The sequence below is a fragment of the Kosakonia radicincitans DSM 16656 genome (assembly GCF_000280495.2).
GTDB lineage: Bacteria > Pseudomonadota > Gammaproteobacteria > Enterobacterales > Enterobacteriaceae > Kosakonia > Kosakonia radicincitans.
Window position 1 is genome coordinate 1,403,820 of sequence record NZ_CP018016.1, and the last position, 21,959, is coordinate 1,425,778.

The 21,959-nt window shown below is 53.8% G+C and carries 18 protein-coding genes; 13 read left to right on the plus strand and 5 right to left on the minus strand.

What is annotated here, in order from left to right; translation table 11 throughout:
* From pbpC to Y71_RS07060, 11 genes are all read left to right on the plus strand, one after another.
* Window positions 1-2,322: a peptidoglycan glycosyltransferase PbpC gene (pbpC, locus tag Y71_RS07010; RefSeq protein WP_050998881.1), complete on the plus strand. Its 2,322-nt coding sequence runs from the start codon at window positions 1-3 to the stop codon at window positions 2,320-2,322.
* Between the two features lie 150 nt (window positions 2,323-2,472).
* Window positions 2,473-2,904 (plus strand): nucleoside-diphosphate kinase, encoded by a 432-nt coding sequence (gene ndk / locus Y71_RS07015; RefSeq protein ID WP_004144312.1) that lies wholly within the window; start codon window positions 2,473-2,475, stop codon window positions 2,902-2,904.
* 170 nt (window positions 2,905-3,074) lie between these two features.
* Window positions 3,075-4,241, plus strand: coding sequence for a dual-specificity RNA methyltransferase RlmN (gene rlmN, locus Y71_RS07020; protein ID WP_007370818.1), 1,167 nt, complete (start codon window positions 3,075-3,077; stop codon window positions 4,239-4,241).
* A 292-nt stretch (window positions 4,242-4,533) separates the two neighbouring features.
* On the plus strand, window positions 4,534-5,544 hold the full coding sequence (gene rodZ / locus Y71_RS07025; protein WP_007370819.1) for a cytoskeleton protein RodZ: 1,011 nt from the start codon (window positions 4,534-4,536) through the stop codon (window positions 5,542-5,544).
* Between the two features lie 26 nt (window positions 5,545-5,570).
* Window positions 5,571-6,689 carry a flavodoxin-dependent (E)-4-hydroxy-3-methylbut-2-enyl-diphosphate synthase gene (ispG, locus tag Y71_RS07030; RefSeq protein WP_035888176.1) on the plus strand — a complete coding sequence of 373 codons (1,119 nt, stop codon included), beginning with the start codon at window positions 5,571-5,573 and terminating at the stop codon, window positions 6,687-6,689.
* Between the two features lie 108 nt (window positions 6,690-6,797).
* Window positions 6,798-8,072 (plus strand): histidine--tRNA ligase, encoded by a 1,275-nt coding sequence (gene hisS, locus Y71_RS07035; protein ID WP_007370821.1) that lies wholly within the window; start codon window positions 6,798-6,800, stop codon window positions 8,070-8,072.
* Between the two features lie 36 nt (window positions 8,073-8,108).
* Window positions 8,109-8,729, plus strand: coding sequence for a YfgM family protein (locus Y71_RS07040; protein WP_007370822.1), 621 nt, complete (start codon window positions 8,109-8,111; stop codon window positions 8,727-8,729).
* Between the two features lie 10 nt (window positions 8,730-8,739).
* On the plus strand, window positions 8,740-9,918 hold the full coding sequence (gene bamB / locus Y71_RS07045; protein ID WP_007370823.1) for an outer membrane protein assembly factor BamB: 1,179 nt from the start codon (window positions 8,740-8,742) through the stop codon (window positions 9,916-9,918).
* 120 nt (window positions 9,919-10,038) lie between these two features.
* A complete protein-coding gene (gene der / locus Y71_RS07050) occupies window positions 10,039-11,514 on the plus strand; it encodes a ribosome biogenesis GTPase Der (RefSeq protein WP_007370824.1) in 1,476 nt (491 codons plus the stop codon).
* A gap of 321 nt (window positions 11,515-11,835) precedes the next feature.
* Window positions 11,836-12,975 (plus strand): hypothetical protein, encoded by a 1,140-nt coding sequence (locus Y71_RS07055; protein ID WP_007370826.1) that lies wholly within the window; start codon window positions 11,836-11,838, stop codon window positions 12,973-12,975.
* Window positions 12,976-13,262: 287 nt separating this feature from the next.
* On the plus strand, window positions 13,263-13,478 hold the full coding sequence (locus tag Y71_RS07060) for a zinc ribbon domain-containing protein (RefSeq protein ID WP_007370827.1): 216 nt from the start codon (window positions 13,263-13,265) through the stop codon (window positions 13,476-13,478).
* Here Y71_RS07060 and Y71_RS07065 read toward each other — a convergent pair.
* From Y71_RS07065 to xseA, 3 genes are all read right to left on the minus strand, one after another.
* Window positions 13,475-13,816: a protealysin inhibitor emfourin gene (locus Y71_RS07065; RefSeq protein ID WP_007370828.1), complete on the minus strand. Its 342-nt coding sequence runs from the start codon at window positions 13,814-13,816 to the stop codon at window positions 13,475-13,477. The genes Y71_RS07060 and Y71_RS07065 overlap by 4 nt on opposite strands.
* A complete protein-coding gene (locus tag Y71_RS07070) occupies window positions 13,816-14,841 on the minus strand; it encodes a M4 family metallopeptidase (protein ID WP_007370829.1) in 1,026 nt (341 codons plus the stop codon). The genes Y71_RS07065 and Y71_RS07070 overlap by 1 nt, the downstream gene beginning before the upstream one ends.
* 64 nt (window positions 14,842-14,905) lie before the next feature.
* The gene (gene xseA / locus Y71_RS07075) at window positions 14,906-16,279 is read right to left on the minus strand and encodes an exodeoxyribonuclease VII large subunit (protein ID WP_007370830.1); all 1,374 of its coding nucleotides are present in this window, start codon (window positions 16,277-16,279) and stop codon (window positions 14,906-14,908) included.
* Between the two features lie 158 nt (window positions 16,280-16,437).
* Between xseA and guaB the strand changes: the two genes are divergently transcribed.
* Together guaB and guaA are read left to right on the plus strand one after the other, a co-directional pair.
* A complete protein-coding gene (guaB, locus tag Y71_RS07080) occupies window positions 16,438-17,904 on the plus strand; it encodes an IMP dehydrogenase (protein ID WP_007370831.1) in 1,467 nt (488 codons plus the stop codon).
* Window positions 17,905-18,016: 112 nt separating this feature from the next.
* Window positions 18,017-19,594: a glutamine-hydrolyzing GMP synthase gene (gene guaA / locus Y71_RS07085; RefSeq protein ID WP_007370832.1), complete on the plus strand. Its 1,578-nt coding sequence runs from the start codon at window positions 18,017-18,019 to the stop codon at window positions 19,592-19,594.
* A gap of 250 nt (window positions 19,595-19,844) precedes the next feature.
* Here guaA and Y71_RS07090 read toward each other — a convergent pair whose 3' ends face one another.
* Complete coding sequence (locus Y71_RS07090; protein WP_007370833.1) at window positions 19,845-20,378, minus strand: glyoxalase superfamily protein; 534 nt, start codon at window positions 20,376-20,378, stop codon at window positions 19,845-19,847.
* A gap of 515 nt (window positions 20,379-20,893) precedes the next feature.
* Window positions 20,894-21,874: a quinone oxidoreductase family protein gene (locus tag Y71_RS07100; RefSeq protein ID WP_007370834.1), complete on the minus strand. Its 981-nt coding sequence runs from the start codon at window positions 21,872-21,874 to the stop codon at window positions 20,894-20,896.
* Window positions 21,875-21,959 lie beyond the last annotated feature (85 nt).

Genomic DNA, 21,959 nt, shown 5'->3' on the forward strand with positions numbered 1-21,959 from the left:
GTGAAAAAGCTTCTGTTACATACCCGCTGGCGCTGGCTGGCGGGAGGGCTGTTGTTGCTGATTCTCGGCGTTATTGCTGCGGACAGAATCTGGCCGTTACCGCTGAATGAAGTCGCTCCCGCACGGGTGGTGGTAGCGGAAGAGGGAACGCCGTTATGGCGTTTTGCCGACGCGGAGGGCATCTGGCGCTATCCGGTGACCATCGAAGAGGTTTCGCCGCACTATTTACAGGCGCTCATTCAGTATGAAGATCGCTGGTTCTGGGCGCACCCCGGCGTTAATCCGTTTTCCGTTTTGCGGGCCGCCTGGCAGGATTTGCGCGCCGGACGGGTGGTATCTGGCGGCAGCACGCTGACCATGCAGGTCGCCAGGTTGCTGGATCCGCACCCGCGCACTTTTGGCGGCAAAATCTGCCAGCTATGGCGCGCGATGCAACTGGAGTGGCACCTTTCCAAACGCGAGATCCTCACCCTGTACCTTAATCGCGCGCCGTTTGGCGGCACGTTGCAGGGAGTTGGCGCGGCGAGCTGGGCTTACCTGGGTAAATCACCGGCGAAACTCAGCTATTCCGAAGCGGCACTGTTGGCCGTTTTGCCGCAGGCACCCAGCCGATTGCGGCCGGATCGCTGGCCGCAACGCGCGCAGGCGGCGCGCGACAAAGTGCTGGATCGCATGGTGGCGCAAAAAGTGTGGCCTGCCTCGCAGGTGCAAGAGTCGCGCGAAGAGCCGGTGTGGCTGGCTCCGCGACAGATGCCGCAACTGGCCCCATTATTTGCCCGGCGCATGCTGGCATCCAGTAAGGCGTTGAAGATAACGACCACGCTTGATGCCAGCCTGCAACGGCAACTGGAAGAGATGGCGCTGGGTGTAAAGTCGCGTTTACCGCCGCGCAGTTCGCTGGCGATAATCGTTGTCGATCACACCAACATGAAGGTGCGTGGCTGGGTCGGATCGGTGGATATTAATGATGACAGCCGCTTTAGTCATGTTGATATGGTCAGCGCGGTCCGTTCGCCGGGGTCGGTATTAAAACCCTTTATTTATGGTCTGGCACTTGATGACGGTCTGATTCATCCGGCCTCGCTATTGCAGGACGTTCCGCGCCGGGTGGGAGATTATCGCCCCGGTAATTTCGACAGCGGTTTTCATGGCCCGGTGAGTATGAGCGAAGCGCTGGTAAGATCGCTGAACCTGCCTGCGGTACAGGTGCTGGAAGCCTATGGCCCGAAAACCTTCGCCGCTAACCTGCGCAATGCCGGTCTGCCGTTGATTCTGCCTGCCGGTGCAGAACCCAATCTGGCGATGATCCTCGGTGGCGCAGGAGCGCGGCTGGAGGATATCGCAGCGGCCTACAGTGCCTTTGCCCGTCACGGCAATGCGGGAAGATTACGCATGACGCCGAATGCTCCGCTGGAAGAACGCCGGTTGATGTCGCCGGGCGCAGCGTGGATCATCCGCCGTATTCTGGCTGGCGAAGCACAGCCGGTACCGGATGACATGTTGCCGCAGGTGGTGCCGCTGGCATGGAAAACCGGTACCAGCTATGGCTACCGCGATGCGTGGGCGATAGGTATTAATGCTCGCTATGTGATCGGCATCTGGACGGGGCGGCCGGACGGTACACCCGTTGCCGGTCAGTTTGGTTTCGCCAGTGCAGTGCCGCTGTTGAATCAGGTTAACAACCTGCTGCAACCGCGCTCGGCAATCGAACAATCCCGCCTGCCGCGCGATCCGCGTCCAGCTTCCGTAAGTAGCGGCACCATTTGCTGGCCGGGAGGGCAGAGTCTGCCAGAGGGAGACAGCAATTGTCGCCGCCGCCTGGCAACGTGGTTACTGGACGGTAGCCAGCCGCCAACGCTGCTGATGCCGGAGCAGGAAGGGTTGCACGGCATTCGCTTTCCGCTGTGGTTAAACAGCGCAGGGCGCAGAGTGGCGGCGGATTGCCCGGATGCGCAGCAGAAAACCTGGATTGTCTGGCCGCGACCGCTGGAACCCTGGTTGCCTGTCAGTGAACGTCGCGCTGCGCGCTTGCCTGCCGCCGATCCCCGTTGTCCTCCGCGCGATGATAACGCACCGCCACCGCTGTTACTAAGCGGCGTGCGGGAAGGCGCAGTGATCAAACGCGTTCCGGGACAGGCATTTGCGCTGCTGCCGTTGCAAAGCAGTGGTGGAGAAGGGGAGCGCTGGTGGTTTTTAAATGGCGAACCGTTAACGATGCATACGAGTTTATTGAATCTGCGGCTTGATAAAGCCGGTGAATATCAGTTATTGGTTATGGATGATGCGGGACAGGTTGCGACAGTGCAGTTTACTGTGCAATAACCGCGCAAATGGCGAGTTTGGTGAACGGTGTTGCTAAAACTCGTCTCATTTTAAAAAAATGTTACCTTCATCCATAGGCAACGCCCGCGTTGCTCTTTATAATCCGCGCCACACCTATTCAGGGCAACAGAACAACTTACAGAGGTAAACATGGCTATTGAACGTACTTTTTCCATCATTAAACCGAACGCGGTGGCAAAAAACGTTATTGGCAGCATCTTCTCTCGCTTCGAAGCGGCTGGTTTCAAAATCGTTGGCACCAAAATGCTGCACCTGACCGTTGAGCAGGCGCGCGGTTTCTACGCCGAGCATGAAGGTCGCCCGTTCTTTGACGGTCTGGTTGAGTTCATGACGTCTGGCCCGATCGTGGTTTCTGTACTGGAAGGTGAAAACGCTGTGCAGCGTCACCGCGATCTGCTGGGCGCAACCAACCCGGCGAATGCGCTGGCTGGTACTCTGCGCGCTGACTACGCAGACAGCTTCACTGAAAACGGTACGCATGGTTCCGATTCCGTAGAATCTGCGGCCCGCGAAATCGCTTTCTTCTTTGCTGAAGGCGAAGTTTGCCCGCGCACGCGCTAATCGTGTAACGAGTTTTACACTTTTCTTTGGCAAATGCCGCGTGCAAACGTGGTATCTGTGCGTCAGAATTTGTACAATACTGCGCCCCAGGATGAGCAGATGCTTGCCTGGGGCGCTTCTTTTCAACCCTCCACGGGCCATAACGTGTAATAACGAGGCCGGAATAAAATATGTCTGAACAAATTGCCATGCCTGAGAACAACGCTCTCACGGTTCCAAACAAAGACGCAAAAATTAACCTGCTGGATTTAAATCGTCAGCAGATGCGTGAATTTTTCAAAAACTTAGGTGAAAAACCCTTCCGCGCCGACCAGGTGATGAAGTGGATGTATCACTATTGCAGCGACGACTTTGATGAGATGACCGACATCAACAAAGTTCTGCGCAACAAATTAAAAGAAGTGGCTGAAATTCGCGCCCCGGAAGTTGTGGAAGAACAACGTTCTTCCGATGGCACCATCAAATGGGCGATTGCCGTTGGCGATCAGCGCGTTGAAACCGTTTATATCCCGGAAGAAGACCGTGCAACGCTCTGCGTCTCTTCACAGGTGGGATGTGCGCTGGAGTGTAAATTCTGCTCTACCGCGCAACAGGGTTTTAACCGCAACCTGCGCGTTTCCGAAATCATTGGCCAGGTGTGGCGTGCGGCGAAAATTATCGGCGCAGCGAAAGTCACCGGCACTCGCCCGATCACCAACGTGGTGATGATGGGCATGGGCGAGCCGCTGCTCAACCTGACGAACGTGGTGCCAGCAATGGAGATCATGCTGGATGATTTCGGTTTTGGTCTTTCTAAACGTCGCGTCACGCTCTCGACTTCAGGCGTGGTTCCGGCGCTGGATAAGCTGGGCGATATGATTGACGTTGCGCTGGCCATCTCCCTGCATGCGCCAAACGATGAAATTCGTGATGAAATTGTACCGATCAACAAAAAGTACAATATCGAAACCTTCCTCGGCGCTGTTCGTCGTTACATTGGAAAATCCAACGCCAACCAGGGCCGTGTGACCATTGAGTATGTGATGCTGGACCATGTAAACGATGGAACGGAGCATGCACATGAACTGGCCGAACTGCTGAAAGATACGCCGTGCAAAATCAACCTGATTCCGTGGAACCCGTTCCCGGGCGCGCCGTATGGTCGTAGCTCCAACAGCCGTATCGATCGTTTCTGCAAAGTGCTGATGAGCTATGGCTTTACCACCATCGTGCGTAAAACGCGCGGTGATGATATCGACGCCGCTTGTGGTCAGTTGGCCGGCGATGTGATCGACCGCACCAAGCGTACAATGCGTAAGCGTATGCAGGGTGAAACGATTGCGGTGAAGGCGCTGTAAGGCTGCTATGCAGCGCGAAGAATGTGCTGCATTTTATACAAATGTCGAATATTTGGCCTGTACGTATGCAGGCTAATAATAATTACGGTGCGTTTCTCCTGACTTTAAGGCAGTATGTAGTGATGGAACAACGGCTTAGCAAAAAGTGCCTAAAGCTGTTCTGTTATGACGAGCCTGACAGTCTTATACTGTGGGTCTACGTTTAACTGACCCGGTTATTTCGCGGCGCGTGTGGGCATTGTGGCCACACGCGCCTGAATGTTTACTTTTCACGTACCAGTAGTTGTAGCGAATGAATACTGAAGCCACTCAAGACCAAAACGAAGTACAAACCACTGGCGTTCGTCTGCGCAGCGCCCGTGAACAACTTGGACTCAGCCAACAGGCGGTTGCAGAACGCTTGTGTCTGAAGGTCTCCACGGTACGCGATATCGAAGAGGATCGATCGCCTGCCGATCTGGCATCGACGTTTGTGCGTGGTTATATCCGCTCATATGCCCGCCTGGTGCACATCCCCGAAGAAGAATTACTGCCGATGATCGAGAAGCAAGCGCCGGTCAGAGCGGCGAAAGTTGCTCCGATGCAGACCTTTGCTTTAGGCAAACCGCGCAAAAAACGCGATGGCTGGTTGATGAGTTTTACCTGGCTGGTGCTGTTTGTGGTGGTGGGGTTGACGGGTGCCTGGTGGTGGCAGAATCATAAAGCGCAGCAGGAAGAGATCAGCACGATGGCCGATCAATCCTCTGCGGAACTTAATGCCAGCAACAGCAGCAATAACGCGCAAAGTGTACCGTTGAACAACGATCCTGCCACTGCTGCCGCGACGGACGATAACTCCTCTACGCCGATTGAAGCCCCGGCTCCGGCAACCACTGCACAGGCGCCGGCTACTGCGCAGCAAGCGCCGGTGAATACCGCCAACCAGAACCAGGTGGTTTCTCCGTCTCAGGCGAATGTTGAATCAACTCAGCAGCCTGCTGCAACCGCGAACAATGGGCAACTGCCTACCGATCAGGCTGGTGTTGCTGGCGCTGTCGCCGATACCAATGCGCTGGTGATGAGTTTCAATGCCGACTGCTGGCTCGAAGTGAGCGATGCGACCGGTAAAAAACTGTTTAGCGGCCTGCAACGTAAAGATGCCACGCTGAATCTGACCGGTCAGGCGCCGTATAAATTGAAAATTGGCGCTCCGGCAGCAGTACAGATCCAGTATCAGGGAAAACCTGTCGATCTGAGTCGTTTTATCAGAACTAACCAGGTTGCGCGTCTGACCCTCAATGCCGAACAATCAGCAACACAGTAACAGACGGGCAACGCGGGAGATTTTTCATGCATAACCAGGCCCCGATTCAACGTCGGAAATCGAAACGGATTTACGTGGGGAACGTGCCGATCGGCGATGGGGCTCCCATCGCTGTGCAATCAATGACCAACACGCGCACCACGGATGTGGAAGCGACGGTCAATCAAATCAAGGCGCTGGAGCGCGTCGGCGCGGATATTGTCCGTGTCTCTGTCCCTACGATGGATGCGGCAGAAGCCTTTAAACTTATCAAACAGCAGGTGAGTGTTCCGCTGGTGGCGGACATCCATTTTGACTACCGCATTGCGCTGAAAGTGGCCGAATATGGCGTTGACTGTCTGCGCATCAACCCCGGCAATATCGGTAACGAAGAACGTATCCGCACGGTAGTTGACTGCGCCCGCGATAAAAATATCCCAATCCGCATCGGCGTTAACGCCGGTTCGCTGGAAAAAGATCTGCAGGAAAAGTACGGTGAACCGACACCGCAGGCGCTGCTCGAATCGGCAATGCGTCATGTCGATCACCTCGATCGTCTTAACTTCGATCAATTCAAAGTCAGCGTGAAAGCCTCTGACGTATTCCTCGCCGTTGAATCCTATCGTCTGCTGGCGAAGCAGATCGATCAGCCGTTGCATCTCGGGATCACCGAAGCGGGCGGTGCCCGTGCAGGTGCAGTGAAATCCGCTATCGGGCTTGGCTTACTGCTCTCTGAAGGCATCGGCGATACTCTGCGCATTTCGCTGGCCGCCGATCCGGTAGAAGAGATCAAAGTCGGTTTTGATATTCTGAAATCACTGCGTATTCGTTCCCGCGGGATCAACTTTATCGCCTGCCCGACCTGCTCCCGCCAGGAGTTCGACGTGATCGGTACGGTTAACGCGCTGGAACAGCGGCTGGAAGATATCATTACGCCGATGGATGTCTCCATTATCGGCTGCGTGGTGAACGGCCCTGGTGAAGCGCTGGTCTCCACGCTCGGCGTGACGGGCGGTAATAAGAAAAGCGGCCTGTATGAAGACGGCGTGCGCAAAGATCGCCTTGATAACGCAGATATGATCGCTCAGCTTGAGGCCCGTATTCGCGCAAAAGCGTCAATTCTGGATGAAGCGCGCCGCATCGACGTGCAACAGGTAGAAAAATAACGTAGCTGGGAAGCGACTGGCTTCCCGTGTATGATGAACCCGCCCGGCGCGACCCTGACTCGTCGCGGCCCTGAGGGTTCATTTTTTGTATTCATAAAGAGAATAAACGTGGCAAAGAATATTCAAGCCATTCGCGGCATGAACGATTATCTGCCTGGCGAAACCGCCATCTGGCAGCGCATTGAAAGCACCCTGAAAAACGTGCTCGGCAGCTACGGTTACAGTGAAATCCGTTTGCCGATTGTAGAGCAGACCCCGTTATTCAAACGCGCGATCGGCGAAGTAACCGACGTGGTTGAAAAAGAGATGTATACCTTTGACGATCGCAACGGCGATAGCCTGACGCTGCGTCCTGAAGGTACGGCGGGCTGTGTACGCGCCGGCATCGAGCATGGTCTTCTGTACAATCAGGAACAGCGCTTGTGGTATGTCGGGCCGATGTTCCGCTACGAGCGTCCGCAGAAAGGGCGCTATCGCCAGTTCCATCAACTGGGTGTCGAAGTGTTTGGTCTGCAAGGGCCGGATATCGATGCTGAGCTGATTATGCTTACCGCCCGCTGGTGGCGTGAGCTGGGCATTGCGTCTCACGTTGCCCTTGAACTCAACTCTATTGGTTCGCTGGAAGCACGCGCAACTTACCGCGATGCGCTGGTCGCATTCCTTGAACAGCATAAAGATAAGCTGGACGAAGATTGCCTGCGCCGCATGTATACCAACCCGTTGCGCGTGCTGGATACTAAAAATCAGGACATCCAGACTCTGCTGAACGACGCGCCGAAACTGGGTGATTACCTCGACGACGAATCCCGCGAACATTTCGCCGGGCTGTGCGCTTTCCTTGATGACGCCGGTATCGCGTATACCGTTAACCAGCGTCTGGTGCGCGGTCTTGACTACTACAACCGCACTGTTTTCGAATGGGTGACAACCAGCCTTGGTGCGCAGGGAACCGTCTGCGCAGGCGGTCGTTATGACGGTCTGGTTGAGCAACTTGGCGGTCGCGCGACCCCGGCGGTTGGCTTTGCGATGGGCCTTGAACGACTTGTTTTGTTGGTTCAGGCAGTTAATCCGGAATTTAAAGCAGAATCCGTTGTCGATATATACCTGGTGGCGTCAGGCGCCAATACGCAGTCCGCTGCAATGCAGTTGGGCGAACAGGTACGCGATGCGTTGCCTGGCGTGAGGCTGATGATGAACCACGGCGGCGGCAATTTCAAAAAGCAATTCGCTCGTGCAGATAAGTGGGGCGCTCGCGTCGCACTGGTGCTCGGCGAGTCTGAAATCGCCGACGGTAATGTTGTGGTGAAGGATTTACGCTCTGGTGAACAGAGTACGGTAACGCAGGATAGCGTTGCAGCGCATTTGCGCACACTACTGGGCTAATCTCGCCGGTGAATTATCGTTAAGGAGAAGGATTGCGTGGAAATTTACGAGAACGAAAACGACCAGGTTGACGCTATCAAGCGCTTCTTTGCCGAAAATGGCAAAGCGCTGGCTGTTGGGGTTGTTTTGGGTATTGGTGCGCTGATGGGCTGGCGTTACTGGAACGGCCATCAGGCAGATACGGCGAGAGCTTCATCGCAGGCCTATGAAAACGCGATTTCCGCGCTTCAGGCTGATAAGCCAGAGTCGTTCACAGCTGCGGAGAAATTTGCCGCTGACAACAAAAACACTTATGGCGCGCTGGCTTCACTGGAACTGGCACAGCAATACGTAGAAAAAAATGAACTGGATAAAGCAGCCGCGCAATTGCAACAGGGGCTTGCTGCGACCAGTGATGAAAATCTGCAGTCGATGATCAACGTTCGTCTGGCCCGTGTTCAGGTGCAGCAGAAGCAGCAAGACGCTGCGCTCAAAACGCTGGATGCCGTTAAAGGCGAAAGCTGGTCGGCAATTGTTGCCGATCTGCGCGGTGAAGCGCTGTTGAGCAAAGGCGACAAACAAGGTGCGCGCACCGCATGGGAAAACGGCATTAAAAACAATGCTTCTCCTGCGCTCAGCGAAATGATGCAGATGAAAATTAATAATTTGTCCATCTAAGAGGGACCCGATGCAATTGCGTAAATTACTTCTGCCAGGGCTGCTTTCCGTGACGTTATTGAGCGGCTGTTCCCTGTTCAATAGCGAAGAAGATGTTGTCAAAATGTCCCCGCTGCCGGTGGTTGAAAATCAGTTCACCCCGACAACCGCGTGGAGCACTTCTGTCGGCAACGGTATCGGCGATTTCTATTCTAACCTGCACCCGGCATTTGCTGACGGCGTAGTGTATGCTGCCGATCGTCACGGCGTGGTGAAAGCGGTCAGCATTGAAGATGGCCATGAAATCTGGTCGGTCAATCTGGCAGAGAAAGACGGCTGGTTCTCCACGCGCGCTGCGTTGCTTTCCGGCGGTGTAACCGTTTCTGGCGGTCATGTGTACGTCGGTACTGAGAAAGCGCAGGTTTATGCCCTCAATACCAGCGATGGTTCGAAGGCCTGGCAGGCAAAAGTTGCTGGTGAAGCACTTTCCCGCCCAGTAGTGAGCGACGGTCTGGTGCTGATTCATACCAGTAACGGCCAGTTGCAGGCGCTGAATGAAAGCGATGGCGCGGTGAAATGGACGGTCAACCTGGATATGCCTGCGCTCTCCCTGCGCGGCGAATCTGCGCCGACTACCGCCTTTGGCGCAGCGATTGTTGGTGGCGATAATGGCCGTGTGAGCGCGGTACTGATGCAGCAGGGCCAGATGATTTGGCAGCAGCGCATCTCCCAGGCGAATGGCCCGACCGAAATCGATCGCCTGAGCGATGTGGATACCACGCCGGTTGTGGTTGACAACGTCGTTTATGCACTGGCTTATAACGGCAACCTGACGGCGCTTGATCTGCGCAGCGGCCAGATCATGTGGAAACGTGAGCTGGGCTCGGTGAGCGACTTCGTTGTTGATGGTAATCGTATCTACATTATCGATCAGAATGACCGCGTTCTGGCACTGACCACCGACGGTGGCGTGACCCTGTGGACGCAAAGCGATCTGCTGCACCGTAACCTTACCGCTCCGGCGTTGTATAATGGTTACATCGTGACAGGCGATAGTGAAGGTTATGTTCACTGGATCAACGTTGAAGACGGGCGCTTCGTCGCGCAGCAGAAAGTCGACAGTTCCGGTTTCCTGACCGAGCCAGTCGTAGCTGGTGGCAAGCTGCTGATCCAGGCGAAAGACGGTACGCTGTACGCACTCTCGCGCTAACTGCGCTGAGTTTGTCGTTTCCGAAGACGGCTCCTGTTGCAGGAGCCGTTTTCCTGTTTTTAAAACGCCGCGCAAATTGCGACGTTTTGCTAATGAATTTCCTGTAATGAGGCTTTAAACATGGTACCTGTGGTCGCGCTTGTCGGGCGCCCTAACGTTGGAAAATCCACGCTATTTAACCGCTTAACACGCACCCGTGATGCGCTGGTGGCCGATTTCCCGGGTCTGACTCGTGACCGTAAGTACGGTCGTGCTGAAGTAGAAGGCCGCGAATTTATCTGTATCGATACCGGCGGTATTGATGGCACTGAAGACGGTGTGGAAACGCGCATGGCGGAACAGTCGCTGCTGGCGATTGAAGAAGCCGATGTTGTGCTGTTTATGGTGGATGCCCGCGCGGGTCTGATGCCAGCAGATACGGCTATTGCTAAGCATCTGCGTTCACGCGAAAAACCGACTTTCCTCGTCGCTAATAAAACCGACGGTCTGGACCCGGATCAGGCAACCGCGGATTTCTACGCGCTGGGCCTCGGTGAAATTTATGCCATCGCCGCTTCTCACGGTCGCGGTGTCACCAGCCTGCTGGAGCACGTGCTGATGCCGTGGATGGACGAACTGAATCCGCCGGAAGAGGTGGATGAAGACGCCGAGTACTGGGCGCAGTTCGAAGCCCGTGAAAATGGCGAAGAAGAAGAGCCGGAAGAGGAGTTCAACCCGCAGGATCTGCCGATCAAGCTGGCGATTGTCGGTCGTCCGAACGTCGGTAAGTCTACACTCACTAACCGCATTCTCGGCGAAGATCGCGTGGTGGTGTACGACATGCCGGGCACCACGCGCGACAGTATTTACATTCCGATGCAGCGCGATGAACGTGAGTACGTACTTATCGACACCGCCGGTGTGCGTAAGCGCGGTAAGATCACCGACGTGGTGGAAAAATTCTCCGTTATCAAAACCCTACAAGCGATTGAAGACGCCAACGTGGTATTACTGGTGATTGATGCCCGCGAAGGCATCTCTGACCAGGATTTGTCGCTGCTGGGCTTTATCCTTAACAGCGGCCGCTCGCTGGTGATTGTCGTCAACAAGTGGGACGGCCTGAGCCAGGAAGTGAAAGAGCAGGTTAAAGAGACGCTGGATTACCGTCTCGGCTTTATCGACTTTGCCCGAGTGCATTTTATCTCTGCGCTGCACGGCAGCGGTGTTGGCAACCTGTTCGAATCCGTACGCGAAGCTTATGACAGCTCCACACGTCGCGTCAGTACCGCGCTGTTGACCCGTATTATGAATATGGCTGCGGAAGATCATCAGCCGCCGCTGGTGCGCGGTCGCCGCGTGAAGCTGAAATATGCCCACGCCGGTGGTTATAACCCGCCGATTGTGGTGATCCACGGCAACCAGGTAAAAGACCTGCCGGATTCCTATAAACGCTATCTGATGAACTACTTCCGCAAATCGCTGGACGTAATGGGTACGCCAATCCGTATTCAGTTCAAGGAAGGGGAAAACCCGTTTGCGGATAAGCGCAACACCCTGACGCCGAACCAGCTGCGTAAGCGTAAGCGCCTGATTAAACACATTAAGAAGAGTAAGTAATTACTCGCTTTAAACCCGCAAATCTGAAGCGAACCCCGAAAGTTGGATAGCCAACGAGTAGGGGTTTTACGTTTTAAGCCCAGGCAAATTATAAAGTGTATTTGAAGCGGTAGTGATGCTTCACGGCGGCACCGGCTATTTTTCCCTTCACCGGTTGGGCGCATGGCGCCTCAGATGAAATTACTTCCAGATCGTAACCCGTCACATTTTTCAATTTATATAACAAGGTCTTCCGAAACGAGGAGGATATGTCTGCAATCGTTTAAAAGAAAAAAACTTCCTGTTAGGATTAATCTCATCATTTACAGATGAGATAGGGATATGAAAAAAACGGTTGTAGCAACATTGGTGGCATTAACTCTGTTGACGGGGTGTGGCCCTAAAGAATTGACCCCTGAGCAGAAACAGGAAGTCACAAATCTAAAAAATGAATTATCACGCACGGAAACTGAAATCTCTGCTGCGAATGAGACAGGTAAGCAGTTTGCGGGCGGGCTAATTAAGAATCTGGTTACGGCAAGGCTGGAAGTTTTAGGAACCAATAAGGCTCTTTTGGAACAGCGTATTAATGCGATTGAAGCAGGGGCGAAGATTGAAATAGCCGTCAGTAGCGTAAAACCTGATCCGGAACTTGCCAGTTCGATTAAAGCCGAAATGGACACTCTTAATACCAGAATCGATGAAGCGAAGGCCGATGCTAACCAGTACACTGGCGGATTAATCCAGGCTTTGAAATTGTCGACTGTTGCGACGCAAGAACAAAGTATGGCGATGCTACAGCAGAAATATTTAATCGCTAAATATGGCCTGGCTGAGATCAAAGTTGATTCACAATCAATAAGTAACACAAAAGTCGACAAGGAACCCGCACAGCAAAACAGTCCGGTTCAACAATCACCTAAAATGCCTCCGGCAGAAGGACCATTTGGGTTAGAAGCTGGATTGTCAAAACAAAATATTGAAGATATGACTGGCGTTGAACTTAAGCCTTTAGAAAATAGCGTTAACCTTTACACTACGTCGAAATTGCCTAAACAAAATGCTGATTTCGAGGTGTTCGGGCTTCAGATCTCCCCCAAAGCTGGACTCTGTCAAATACGCGCAGTAGGTAAAAGCATTAATACGGACAGTTATGGAATTGCTTTGAAATCGAAGTTTGAGGAGTTAAGTAACGCCTTAACCTCTATCTATGGTAAAGCCGACAAAAGCGATTATCTTCTGTCTGGTTCTCTCTGGAAAGAACCACAAGATTGGGTGATGGCATTAAATAAAAAAGAACGCTTTTTATCTGCGGAGTGGAAAGGAGAAAAAGGGTCTCCATTAAAAAACAATCTCAGTATGGTATCTCTCGACGTACGGGCGACAGGTACAGATACCGGGTATTTATATCTGCAATATAATTTTACTAATGATAGCACTTGTAAAGAAGAGGTTGAGGGAGCGAAGAAAAGTTCGCTTTAAATTCCGCTTCAAATCCTGCCCCTGCATAAGGGGCTATTCTTGTATGAAAAATAACGTCTAAAAACAAATATAATAGTGAGTGAAGTTTAATTGAGTATATTTTTTAGCATGGGTTATTGCGAAGCTCTTTAGCTTTCATTGCCAAAAATAACTTTCACAATTCCAAATCAGATTCTTTAGGTTTAATTCGCGGAAGTGTTACGAATTGGCTGATGAACTGAATCCGGCAGGTTTTGTCACTTAAGGTGTATGATAAGGGCAGTGAAAAAATAAACGAGGAGAGCGTTATGGATCTCAAATGCCCAATCTGCCACAACCCGCTGGAACTGGTGGGAACGCATGCGCATTGCGACAGTTGCGACAATGATATTGAAGTACAGGCAAACTGCCCGGAGTGCCATCAGCCTCTGGAAGTGTTAAAAGCCTGCGGCGCGGTGGACTTTTTTTGCCAGCACGGCCACGGGTTGATCTCTAAAAAACGCGTCGAATTTACCCCGCTTTAAGGCTTGCAGATGCAGGCTTCGCCATCGCGCCACAGTTCCACCAGCGACGGTGGCGCTTTACTTTCCGGGATCAGCAACAGCACATCGGTCTGCTGCGTGGTCCAGGTTATCTGCAAACGGTAAAAACGCTGATCGCCGCGCCCCGGTGAATCCGGCTGCCCGGGCGGTTGCCCGAGCGGCAGGGTCTGATGCAGGATACTGACCAGGCGCTGGCGCTGTTCCGCGTTAAGCTGAGCAATCACGATTTTTCGCGTGCCGCTCAGCTTCGGGATATAAGCCAGCCCGCCTTCGCGGGCGACTTCGACCACAGCATCATCGGTCAATTCGGGTTCGTTCATTACAACACTCCAACCTCTTTCCAGGCCTTCTCGATAGCGTCCGCAACCTGCTGGCCCGAGCGTTTTTCGCCGTGCTGAATGGTCAGTTTCGCAAAGGCAGCGAAATCGGCATTTTGCGCCAGCGCCTTATCGCAGACGGTATCGTACCAGGCGTAACCGGCTTTTTCCCAGGCATAGCCGCCAATCGCCGTCGCCGCAAGGTAAAACGCGCGGTTGGGAATACCGGAATTCAGATGCACGCCGCCGTTATCTTCACGGGTTTTCACAAAATCTTTCATGTGCGCAGGCTGCGGATCTTTACCCAGCAGCGGGTCATCATAGGCGGTGCCGGGATGAGACATTGAACGCAGGCCTTTGCCATTAATTCCTTTTGCCAGCAACCCTTCGCCGATGATCCAATCGGCCTGATCCGCCGTTTGCTGCTTGTGGTACTGCTTCACCAGCGATCCAAAAACATCCGATAACGACTCATTAAGCGCACCAGATTGTTCAAAATAGATCAGCGCGGCTTCCGTTTCTGTGACGCCGTGGCTGAGTTCATGCGCTACTACATCAATCGCGATGGTAAAGCGATTGAAGATTTCACCGTCGCCGTCGCCAAACACCATCTGCTGACCATTCCAGAAAGCGTTCTGATATTGCTGACCATAATGCACGGTACCGCTCAGCACCATTCCCTTATTATCTAGGGAGTTACGCTGTAAAACCTGCCAGAAAAAGTCGTGGGTAACACCGAGATAGTCGTAAGCTTCATCCACGGCAACATCACCATTCGATGGCTGGCCTTCGTAGCGTACCTGCTTACCGGGCAGGCTCTCTTTTTGCTGCGCATCATAAATATCGCGTACCAGCTCGCCGGGTGAGGTGACCAGCGGCGCGCTGGGTTTGCCGTGGCTGTGCGCCATCAGCGTCTGCACATGGGTTAATGTTTGTTGTGCGCAACGCTGCTGCATTTCTGATCCGTGGTCGATAATGCGGCGAAGAATATAGGGTGGGATAACGCTGCTAAACGGGCGTGTTTTCATGTCGCTCTCCTTGATGAAAAGAACAACAAAAGTATAGGGGCAGCTTATAGATTAATCGTACAAATTAAGATGATTTACGCTGGCGCGGTTTCTTTACGGGCGTCACGTTGCTGACTTCACTCTCCACCCAGCCGTCATTCAGGCGGGTGGTAAGCTTATCGCCGACTTTCACCTGGCGGGTTTTTTTCAGAACTTCGCCAGCCGGAGAGGTGGTCACGCTGTAACCGCGCGCCAGCGTCGCCAGCGGGCTGACGGCTTCCAGATGCGTAATAGCAGAACCAAAACGTTCGCGCGTGGTGCTTACACGGTCGCGAATGTTCTGGCTAAGGCGATATTCCAGTTGCTGCACGCGGCTTTGCGCGCGATGAATCCGCGGCTGCGGGTTTTGCTGATTCAGACGTTGCATCACGCGCTGCTGACGGGCAGAAGCGCGTTTTAACTGTGTATCCAGCGCGTTTTGCATGCGCTGCTGCAGGCGCTCCAGCACCGTTTGCTGGCGTGCCAGCCGTAACTGTGGGTGCTGCTGTTGCAGGCGATGGTTCAGCAGGGCAAAGCGGCGGTTGCGGCCAGCCAGGTAATAATCCATCGACATCTCTAAGCGCTGCTGCATCGCCTGTACCTGGCGCAGCAATTCAAGCTGGTTGCGGCTGACAATTTCCGCTGCGGCCGAAGGCGTTGGCGCGCGCAGATCGGCAACAAAATCGGCAATCGTGACATCGGTTTCATGACCGACGGCGCTGACCACCGGAATGCGACTTGCGAAAATCGCACGTGCGACGCGTTCGTCGTTAAAGCTCCAGAGATCTTCCAGCGAGCCGCCGCCGCGACCAACAATCAGCACGTCGCACTCCTGACGTGCGTTTGCCAGCGCAATGGCACGTACGATTTGCTCCGGCGCGTCTTCGCCCTGCACCGCCGTTGGGTAGATGACTACCGGCAGCGACGGATCGCGGCGTTTCAACACGTGCAGAATATCGTGCAGCGCCGCGCCGGTTTTCGACGTGATCACACCCACGCAGTGCGCAGGCGAGGGGAGAGGCTGCTTAAGCTGCTGATCAAACAACCCTTCAGCAGCGAGTTTGGCTTTTAGCTGCTCATACTTCTGCTGCAACAAGCCTTCGCCGGCCGGTTGCATGCTTTCGACGATAATCTGGTATTCCCCGCGCGGTTCATACAGTGTGATGTTGGCGCGAACCAGCACCTGCTGGCCGTGTTGCGGGCGGAATGTAACGCGGCGGTTGCTGTTGCGGAACATCGCGCAGCGCACCTGAGCGGTATCGTCTTTTAAGGTGAAGTACCAGTGGCCGGAAGCGGGCTGGGTAAAATTGGAGATTTCCCCGCTGATCCACACCTGACCGAGTTCGCGTTCCAGCAGTAAACGCACCGACTGGTTCAGGCGGCTGACGGTATAAATTGAGGGGGATTGGAACGACGACATGTGAGCCAGATCAAATTCTAAATCAGCAGGTTATTCAGTCGATAGTAACCCGATACGAGGGGATGGCAAGTTTTTTCTCAAAAAAGTGTGGATGCAATCGGTTACGCTCTGTATAATGCCACGGCAATATTTAACCCCCCAGGTCAGAGATATTGCCCATGCTACGTATTGCTAAAGAAGCACTGACGTTTGACGACGTCCTCCTCGTTCCCGCTCACTCCACCGTTCTGCCGAATACTGCCGACTTGAGCACGCAGCTCACCAAAACCATTCGCCTGAACATTCCTATGCTCTCTGCGGCGATGGATACCGTGACTGAAGCGCGTCTGGCGATTGCGCTGGCACAGGAAGGCGGCATTGGCTTTATTCACAAAAACATGTCTATCGAGCGCCAGGCGGAAGAAGTTCGCCGCGTGAAGAAACATGAATCCGGTGTGGTTAAAGATCCACAAACCGTTCTGCCGACCACCACCCTGCGCGAAGTAAAAGAACTGACCGAACGTAACGGCTTTGCCGGTTACCCGGTTGTCAACGGCGACAACGAACTGGTCGGCATCATCACCGGTCGTGACGTGCGTTTCGTCACCGATCTGAGCCAGCCGGTCAGCGTGTATATGACGCCGAAAGAGCGTCTGGTGACCGTTCGCGAAGGGGAATCCCGCGAAGTCGTATTCGCCAAAATGCACGAAAAACGCGTTGAAAAAGCGCTGGTCGTTGACGAAAGCTTCCACCTGCGCGGCATGATCACCGTGAAAGACTTCCAGAAAGCAGAACGTAAACCGAACGCCTGTAAAGATGAGCAAGGCCAACTGCGCGTTGGCGCGGCAGTCGGCGCTGGCGCCGGTAACGAAGAGCGTGTTGACGCGCTGGTTGCTGCAGGCGTTGACGTACTGCTGATCGACTCCTCTCACGGCCACTCCGAAGGCGTGTTGCAGCGCATTCGCGAAACCCGTGCTAAATACCCGGATCTGCAAATCATCGGCGGTAACGTCGCAACTGGCGCAGGTGCTCGTGCCCTGGCTGAAGCTGGCGTGAGCGCGGTGAAAGTCGGTATCGGCCCAGGCTCCATCTGTACTACCCGCATCGTAACCGGCGTAGGCGTTCCGCAGATCACTGCGGTTTCCGACGCGGTTGAAGCGCTGGAAGGCACCGGCATTCCGGTTATCGCCGACGGCGGTATCCGTTTCTCCGGCGACATCGCCAAAGCCATCGCCGCAGGCGCTGCCGCAGTCATGGTTGGCTCTATGCTGGCCGGTACTGAAGAATCCCCGGGTGAAATCGAACTTTACCAGGGCCGTTCTTACAAATCTTACCGCGGTATGGGTTCTCTGGGCGCGATGTCCAAAGGCTCTTCCGACCGTTACTTCCAGAGCGATAACGCTGCCGACAAACTGGTGCCGGAAGGTATCGAAGGTCGCGTTGCCTATAAAGGCCGCCTGAAAGAGATCATTCACCAGCAGATGGGCGGCCTGCGCTCCTGTATGGGTCTGACCGGCTGTGGTACTATCGACGACCTGCGTACTAAAGCGGAATTTGTACGCATCAGCGGTGCCGGTATCCAGGAAAGCCACGTTCACGACGTGACCATCACCAAGGAATCCCCGAACTACCGCATGGGTTCTTAATGATTTCCGCGCCCGGTGCTTTCACCGGGCGCTGACTTTCATACTCTCTGTTCAGGTTCAGCCTGCAAGACGACGAGTATATTCATTGCCACTTGCCTCGGAAGTAACGTCAATGACGGACAACATTCATAAACATCGTATTCTCATCCTCGACTTCGGTTCTCAGTACACCCAGCTGGTTGCGCGCCGCGTGCGTGAACTGGGCGTTTACTGCGAACTGTGGGCGTGGGATGTCACCGAAGCGCAGATCCGCGACTTCAACCCAAGCGGCATCATCCTTTCCGGCGGCCCGGAAAGCACCACCGAAGAGAACAGCCCGCGCGCACCGCAGTATGTGTTCGAAGCCGGTGTTCCGGTGCTCGGCGTGTGCTACGGCATGCAGACCATGGCGATGCAGCTTGGCGGCCACGTTGAAGGTTCTAACGAGCGTGAATTCGGTTACGCACAGGTTGAAGTGCAGACCGACAGCGCGCTGGTTCGCGGCATTGAAGATTCCCTGACCGCCGAAGGCAAAGTGCTGCTTGACGTGTGGATGAGCCACGGCGACAAAGTGACGGCCATTCCGTCCGATTTCGTAACCGTTGCCAGCACCGAAAGCTGCCCGTTCGCCATCATGGCGAATGAAGAAAAACGTTTTTACGGCGTGCAGTTCCACCCGGAAGTGACCCACACCCGCCAGGGCCTGCGTATGCTGGAGCGCTTCGTGCGCGATATCTGCCAGTGCGAAGCGCTGTGGACCCCGGCAAAAATCATCGACGACGCGGTTGAACGCATTCGTCAGCAGGTTGGCGACGATAAAGTGATCCTCGGCCTTTCCGGTGGCGTGGACTCCTCCGTCACCGCAATGCTGCTGCACCGCGCCATCGGCAAAAACCTGACCTGCGTATTCGTTGATAACGGTCTGCTGCGCCTGAACGAAGCCGCTCAGGTGATGGACATGTTCGGTGACCACTTCGGTCTGAACATTGTTCACGTTCCTGCAGAAGATCGCTTCCTTTCAGCACTGGCTGGCGAGAACGATCCGGAAGCAAAACGCAAAATCATCGGCCGCGTGTTCGTGGAAGTGTTCGACGAAGAGGCACTGAAGCTGGAAGACGTGAAATGGCTGGCGCAGGGCACTATCTACCCGGACGTGATCGAATCTGCCGCATCCGCAACCGGTAAAGCGCACGTTATTAAATCTCACCACAACGTGGGCGGTCTGCCGAAAGAGATGAAGATGGGCCTGGTTGAGCCGCTGAAAGAGCTGTTCAAAGACGAAGTGCGTAAAATTGGCCTGGAACTCGGCCTGCCGTACGACATGCTGTACCGTCACCCGTTCCCGGGGCCGGGCCTTGGCGTTCGCGTACTGGGCGAAGTGAAGAAAGAGTACTGCGACCTGCTGCGTCGTGCCGATGCGATCTTTATCGAAGAGCTGCATAAAGCCGACCTCTACAACAAAGTGAGCCAGGCCTTCACCGTATTCCTGCCGGTCCGCTCCGTTGGCGTGATGGGCGACGGCCGTAAATACGACTGGGTTGTCTCTCTGCGTGCAGTAGAAACCATCGATTTTATGACCGCACACTGGGCGCACCTGCCGTACGATTTCCTCGGTCGCGTTTCCAACCGCATCATCAATGAAGTCAATGGTATCTCCCGCGTGGTGTATGACATCAGCGGCAAACCGCCAGCAACTATTGAGTGGGAATGATTTAGTTCCTGCTGGATGTATCGAATATTTCAAAGCCCGCGAAAGCGGGTTTTTTTATAGAGAATAATTTTAGAGAGCTTATTGCTACTTTAATCCGCTATCCATCGTTTGACACGCTTACAGTGTTAATTCCGATCCTCGCTGATAGCGTACGGGCGTAGTTATGTGCCAAAGGCTGACATTGCTAAATTCATGCTTACCTTAAAAAGGGGAAAGCCCTATTGGCAATTCCCCATTTAAGAAAGACAAACTAGCTTTGTTGACAGAAGCGGAGTCGGTTGCCAAACGGATCGTGGACTTCCATGACGTCTCCCCAGTCTTGCTTAACTATTTCCGGGCGACCGTATCCATATTGTTTGCCGTGGAGTTCATTTCTCAACAACGCAATATTTTTTACTGGAATAAATATCGTTGCACCCGGACTGGCGTCACCGTGATGCTCAGAAAGGTGTAACTGTAACCCTTCTCTGGCAATGCCCATATACAGCGGTAAACCGGGCTCGAACCGGTGTTCAAACTCGACGCTGAATGACAGAAATTCAAGATAGAACTCCTGTGCTTTTCGGACATCAAAAATTCGTAGGATGGGTATGGGTTTGCTGAATTGAATTTGAGACTGGGGGATCTGCGGAAGTAACGTTGCTGCCGCAGTGTTCCAGTCTCTGAAGCCTAACTGGTGTGCAACCGTTTCGAGCGCAATGGAATAAGAAATCTTATGTTCACGTAATTCAAGAGAGGCTTTTAACTTTGCAGCCATTTGTTTGGCTTGCTCGATAGAAAACATATTTTCTCCTGTTGTCAGGAAATGGTGGGGCTCGCATTACCACATCCCGACCGTCAAGAGTTTCAAAATTAATGAGGTTGAGAATAAACATGCTTTCACCTTTTCCCTTCAGGAAGCGAGCGGCGGGCAGCACGGGCCATGAATGAGAATACACAGGCTCGTGAAACGCCACAAGTTTTCAGGCTCGAATGAAGGGGGGGGCTACCAATTCAAGTGGTTACGATTAATGGACGCCTGATGGAATAAGTATCGCGTCCGCTTTTCGATCACTGCGGTCCCTCATCTTCGTTAGCCCGTCCGCTCGGTTCCAGGAGCGGATATTGTATGAACGTTAGTGATTTAGCAGACTCATCCCCTTTATCTAATTTCTTGCATATCTCCTTAGCAGCACCTGAAGGGGACGACAAGGGGGGAATGATTGTCCTTAAGGGACATAAATCCAGCCTGGCCGTCACGTCACTGATATGGCATACCTTAAAGATGCCTGCGTCGCTCGTTTCATTCACGTCAGAGTCTTAATCCTGAACCGTGAGAATGACGCTTCCTGTTGTATGACCCGCCTCCAGAACCCGGTGTGCTTCTGCTGCGTCGGTAAGGGTAAATTCAGCGCCAATATGACTTTCAAGTCCTGCCGACAGTGCTGACATAAGGTCGGAGGCCCCTTTCCTGTAAAGCGCAGCATCATCTGTATAGGCGAGTGAACTTGGTCGCATCAGTGCTATAGATCGGGCAAATCCCAGTTCTTCCACCCGCACCGGAGGTATGGGGCCGGCAGGCTGTCCAAGACTGGCAACAGTGCCAAAAGGGCGGACCACGCTGAGCGTTCTGGACAGCATTGTTCCTCCGATACCGTCGATGGCCAGATGCACGCCATATCCTTCCGTGATGTCGCGGACTTTCTCCGGCCATGCAGCTTCTGTATGGAGCAAAACTTCACTCGCGCCAGCAAGGCGGGCCGTTGCCACTTTTTCCGGTGAGCCCGTTGTACCGATAACCCTGGCACCCTTCATCGTTGCCCAGCGGGTCACTATCTGCCCCAGCCCTCCGGCAGCAGAATGAACCAGTATCCAGTCGCCAGCCCTGACTTCCCTTACTTTGTTGAGCAACATATGTGCGGTAAGGCCCCGAAGCATCGCACTACCGGCTGTACGGGTGTCCACACCATCCGGAATCCTGATGAGGCGGCTGGCATGTATATTGCGGGATTCAGCATAAGCGCCCATCGGATTTCCCGTATAGGCAACGCGGTCTCCAGCAGCAAAGGCGCTGACGTTACTGCCCGTTGCTGTGACTACTCCGGCCCCTTCAAAACCAGGCACCGCCTGGGGATATGGCTGAGGGTAGAGTCCTGAGCGAAAATAGATGTCAACGAAATTCACGCCGATTATTTCGTGTCTGATACGGACTTCATCGGGACCTGGACTGACTGGCTCTCTTTCCACCGCTTTAAGAACCTCAGGGCCACCCGGCTGGCTGATAATCATTGCTAACGACATTATTTTTTCCTCACTCATGAAGTGAGAAAACTATAAATGAGTTTATTACAGGAAGAATACAGGTATAAAAGCACCATACATGTGT

What these genes read in the sequence shown, in the direction of transcription:
- rlmN (WP_007370818.1), top strand. Translation starts at nt 3,075, where the DNA reads ATGTCTGAACAAATTGCCATGCCTGAGAACAACGCTCTCACGGTTCCA.
- guaA (WP_007370832.1), top strand. Translation starts at nt 18,017, where the DNA reads ATGACGGACAACATTCATAAACATCGTATTCTCATCCTCGACTTCGGT.
- ispG (WP_035888176.1), top strand. Translation starts at nt 5,571, where the DNA reads ATGCATAACCAGGCCCCGATTCAACGTCGGAAATCGAAACGGATTTAC.
- Y71_RS07060 (WP_007370827.1), top strand. Translation starts at nt 13,263, where the DNA reads ATGGATCTCAAATGCCCAATCTGCCACAACCCGCTGGAACTGGTGGGA.
- Y71_RS07055 (WP_007370826.1), top strand. Translation starts at nt 11,836, where the DNA reads ATGAAAAAAACGGTTGTAGCAACATTGGTGGCATTAACTCTGTTGACG.
- bamB (WP_007370823.1), top strand. Translation starts at nt 8,740, where the DNA reads ATGCAATTGCGTAAATTACTTCTGCCAGGGCTGCTTTCCGTGACGTTA.
- Y71_RS07100 (WP_007370834.1), bottom strand. Translation starts at nt 21,874, where the DNA reads ATGTCGTTAGCAATGATTATCAGCCAGCCGGGTGGCCCTGAGGTTCTT.
- der (WP_007370824.1), top strand. Translation starts at nt 10,039, where the DNA reads ATGGTACCTGTGGTCGCGCTTGTCGGGCGCCCTAACGTTGGAAAATCC.
- Y71_RS07065 (WP_007370828.1), bottom strand. Translation starts at nt 13,816, where the DNA reads ATGAACGAACCCGAATTGACCGATGATGCTGTGGTCGAAGTCGCCCGC.
- guaB (WP_007370831.1), top strand. Translation starts at nt 16,438, where the DNA reads ATGCTACGTATTGCTAAAGAAGCACTGACGTTTGACGACGTCCTCCTC.
- rodZ (WP_007370819.1), top strand. Translation starts at nt 4,534, where the DNA reads ATGAATACTGAAGCCACTCAAGACCAAAACGAAGTACAAACCACTGGC.
- ndk (WP_004144312.1), top strand. Translation starts at nt 2,473, where the DNA reads ATGGCTATTGAACGTACTTTTTCCATCATTAAACCGAACGCGGTGGCA.
- Y71_RS07090 (WP_007370833.1), bottom strand. Translation starts at nt 20,378, where the DNA reads ATGTTTTCTATCGAGCAAGCCAAACAAATGGCTGCAAAGTTAAAAGCC.
- xseA (WP_007370830.1), bottom strand. Translation starts at nt 16,279, where the DNA reads ATGTCGTCGTTCCAATCCCCCTCAATTTATACCGTCAGCCGCCTGAAC.
- Y71_RS07070 (WP_007370829.1), bottom strand. Translation starts at nt 14,841, where the DNA reads ATGAAAACACGCCCGTTTAGCAGCGTTATCCCACCCTATATTCTTCGC.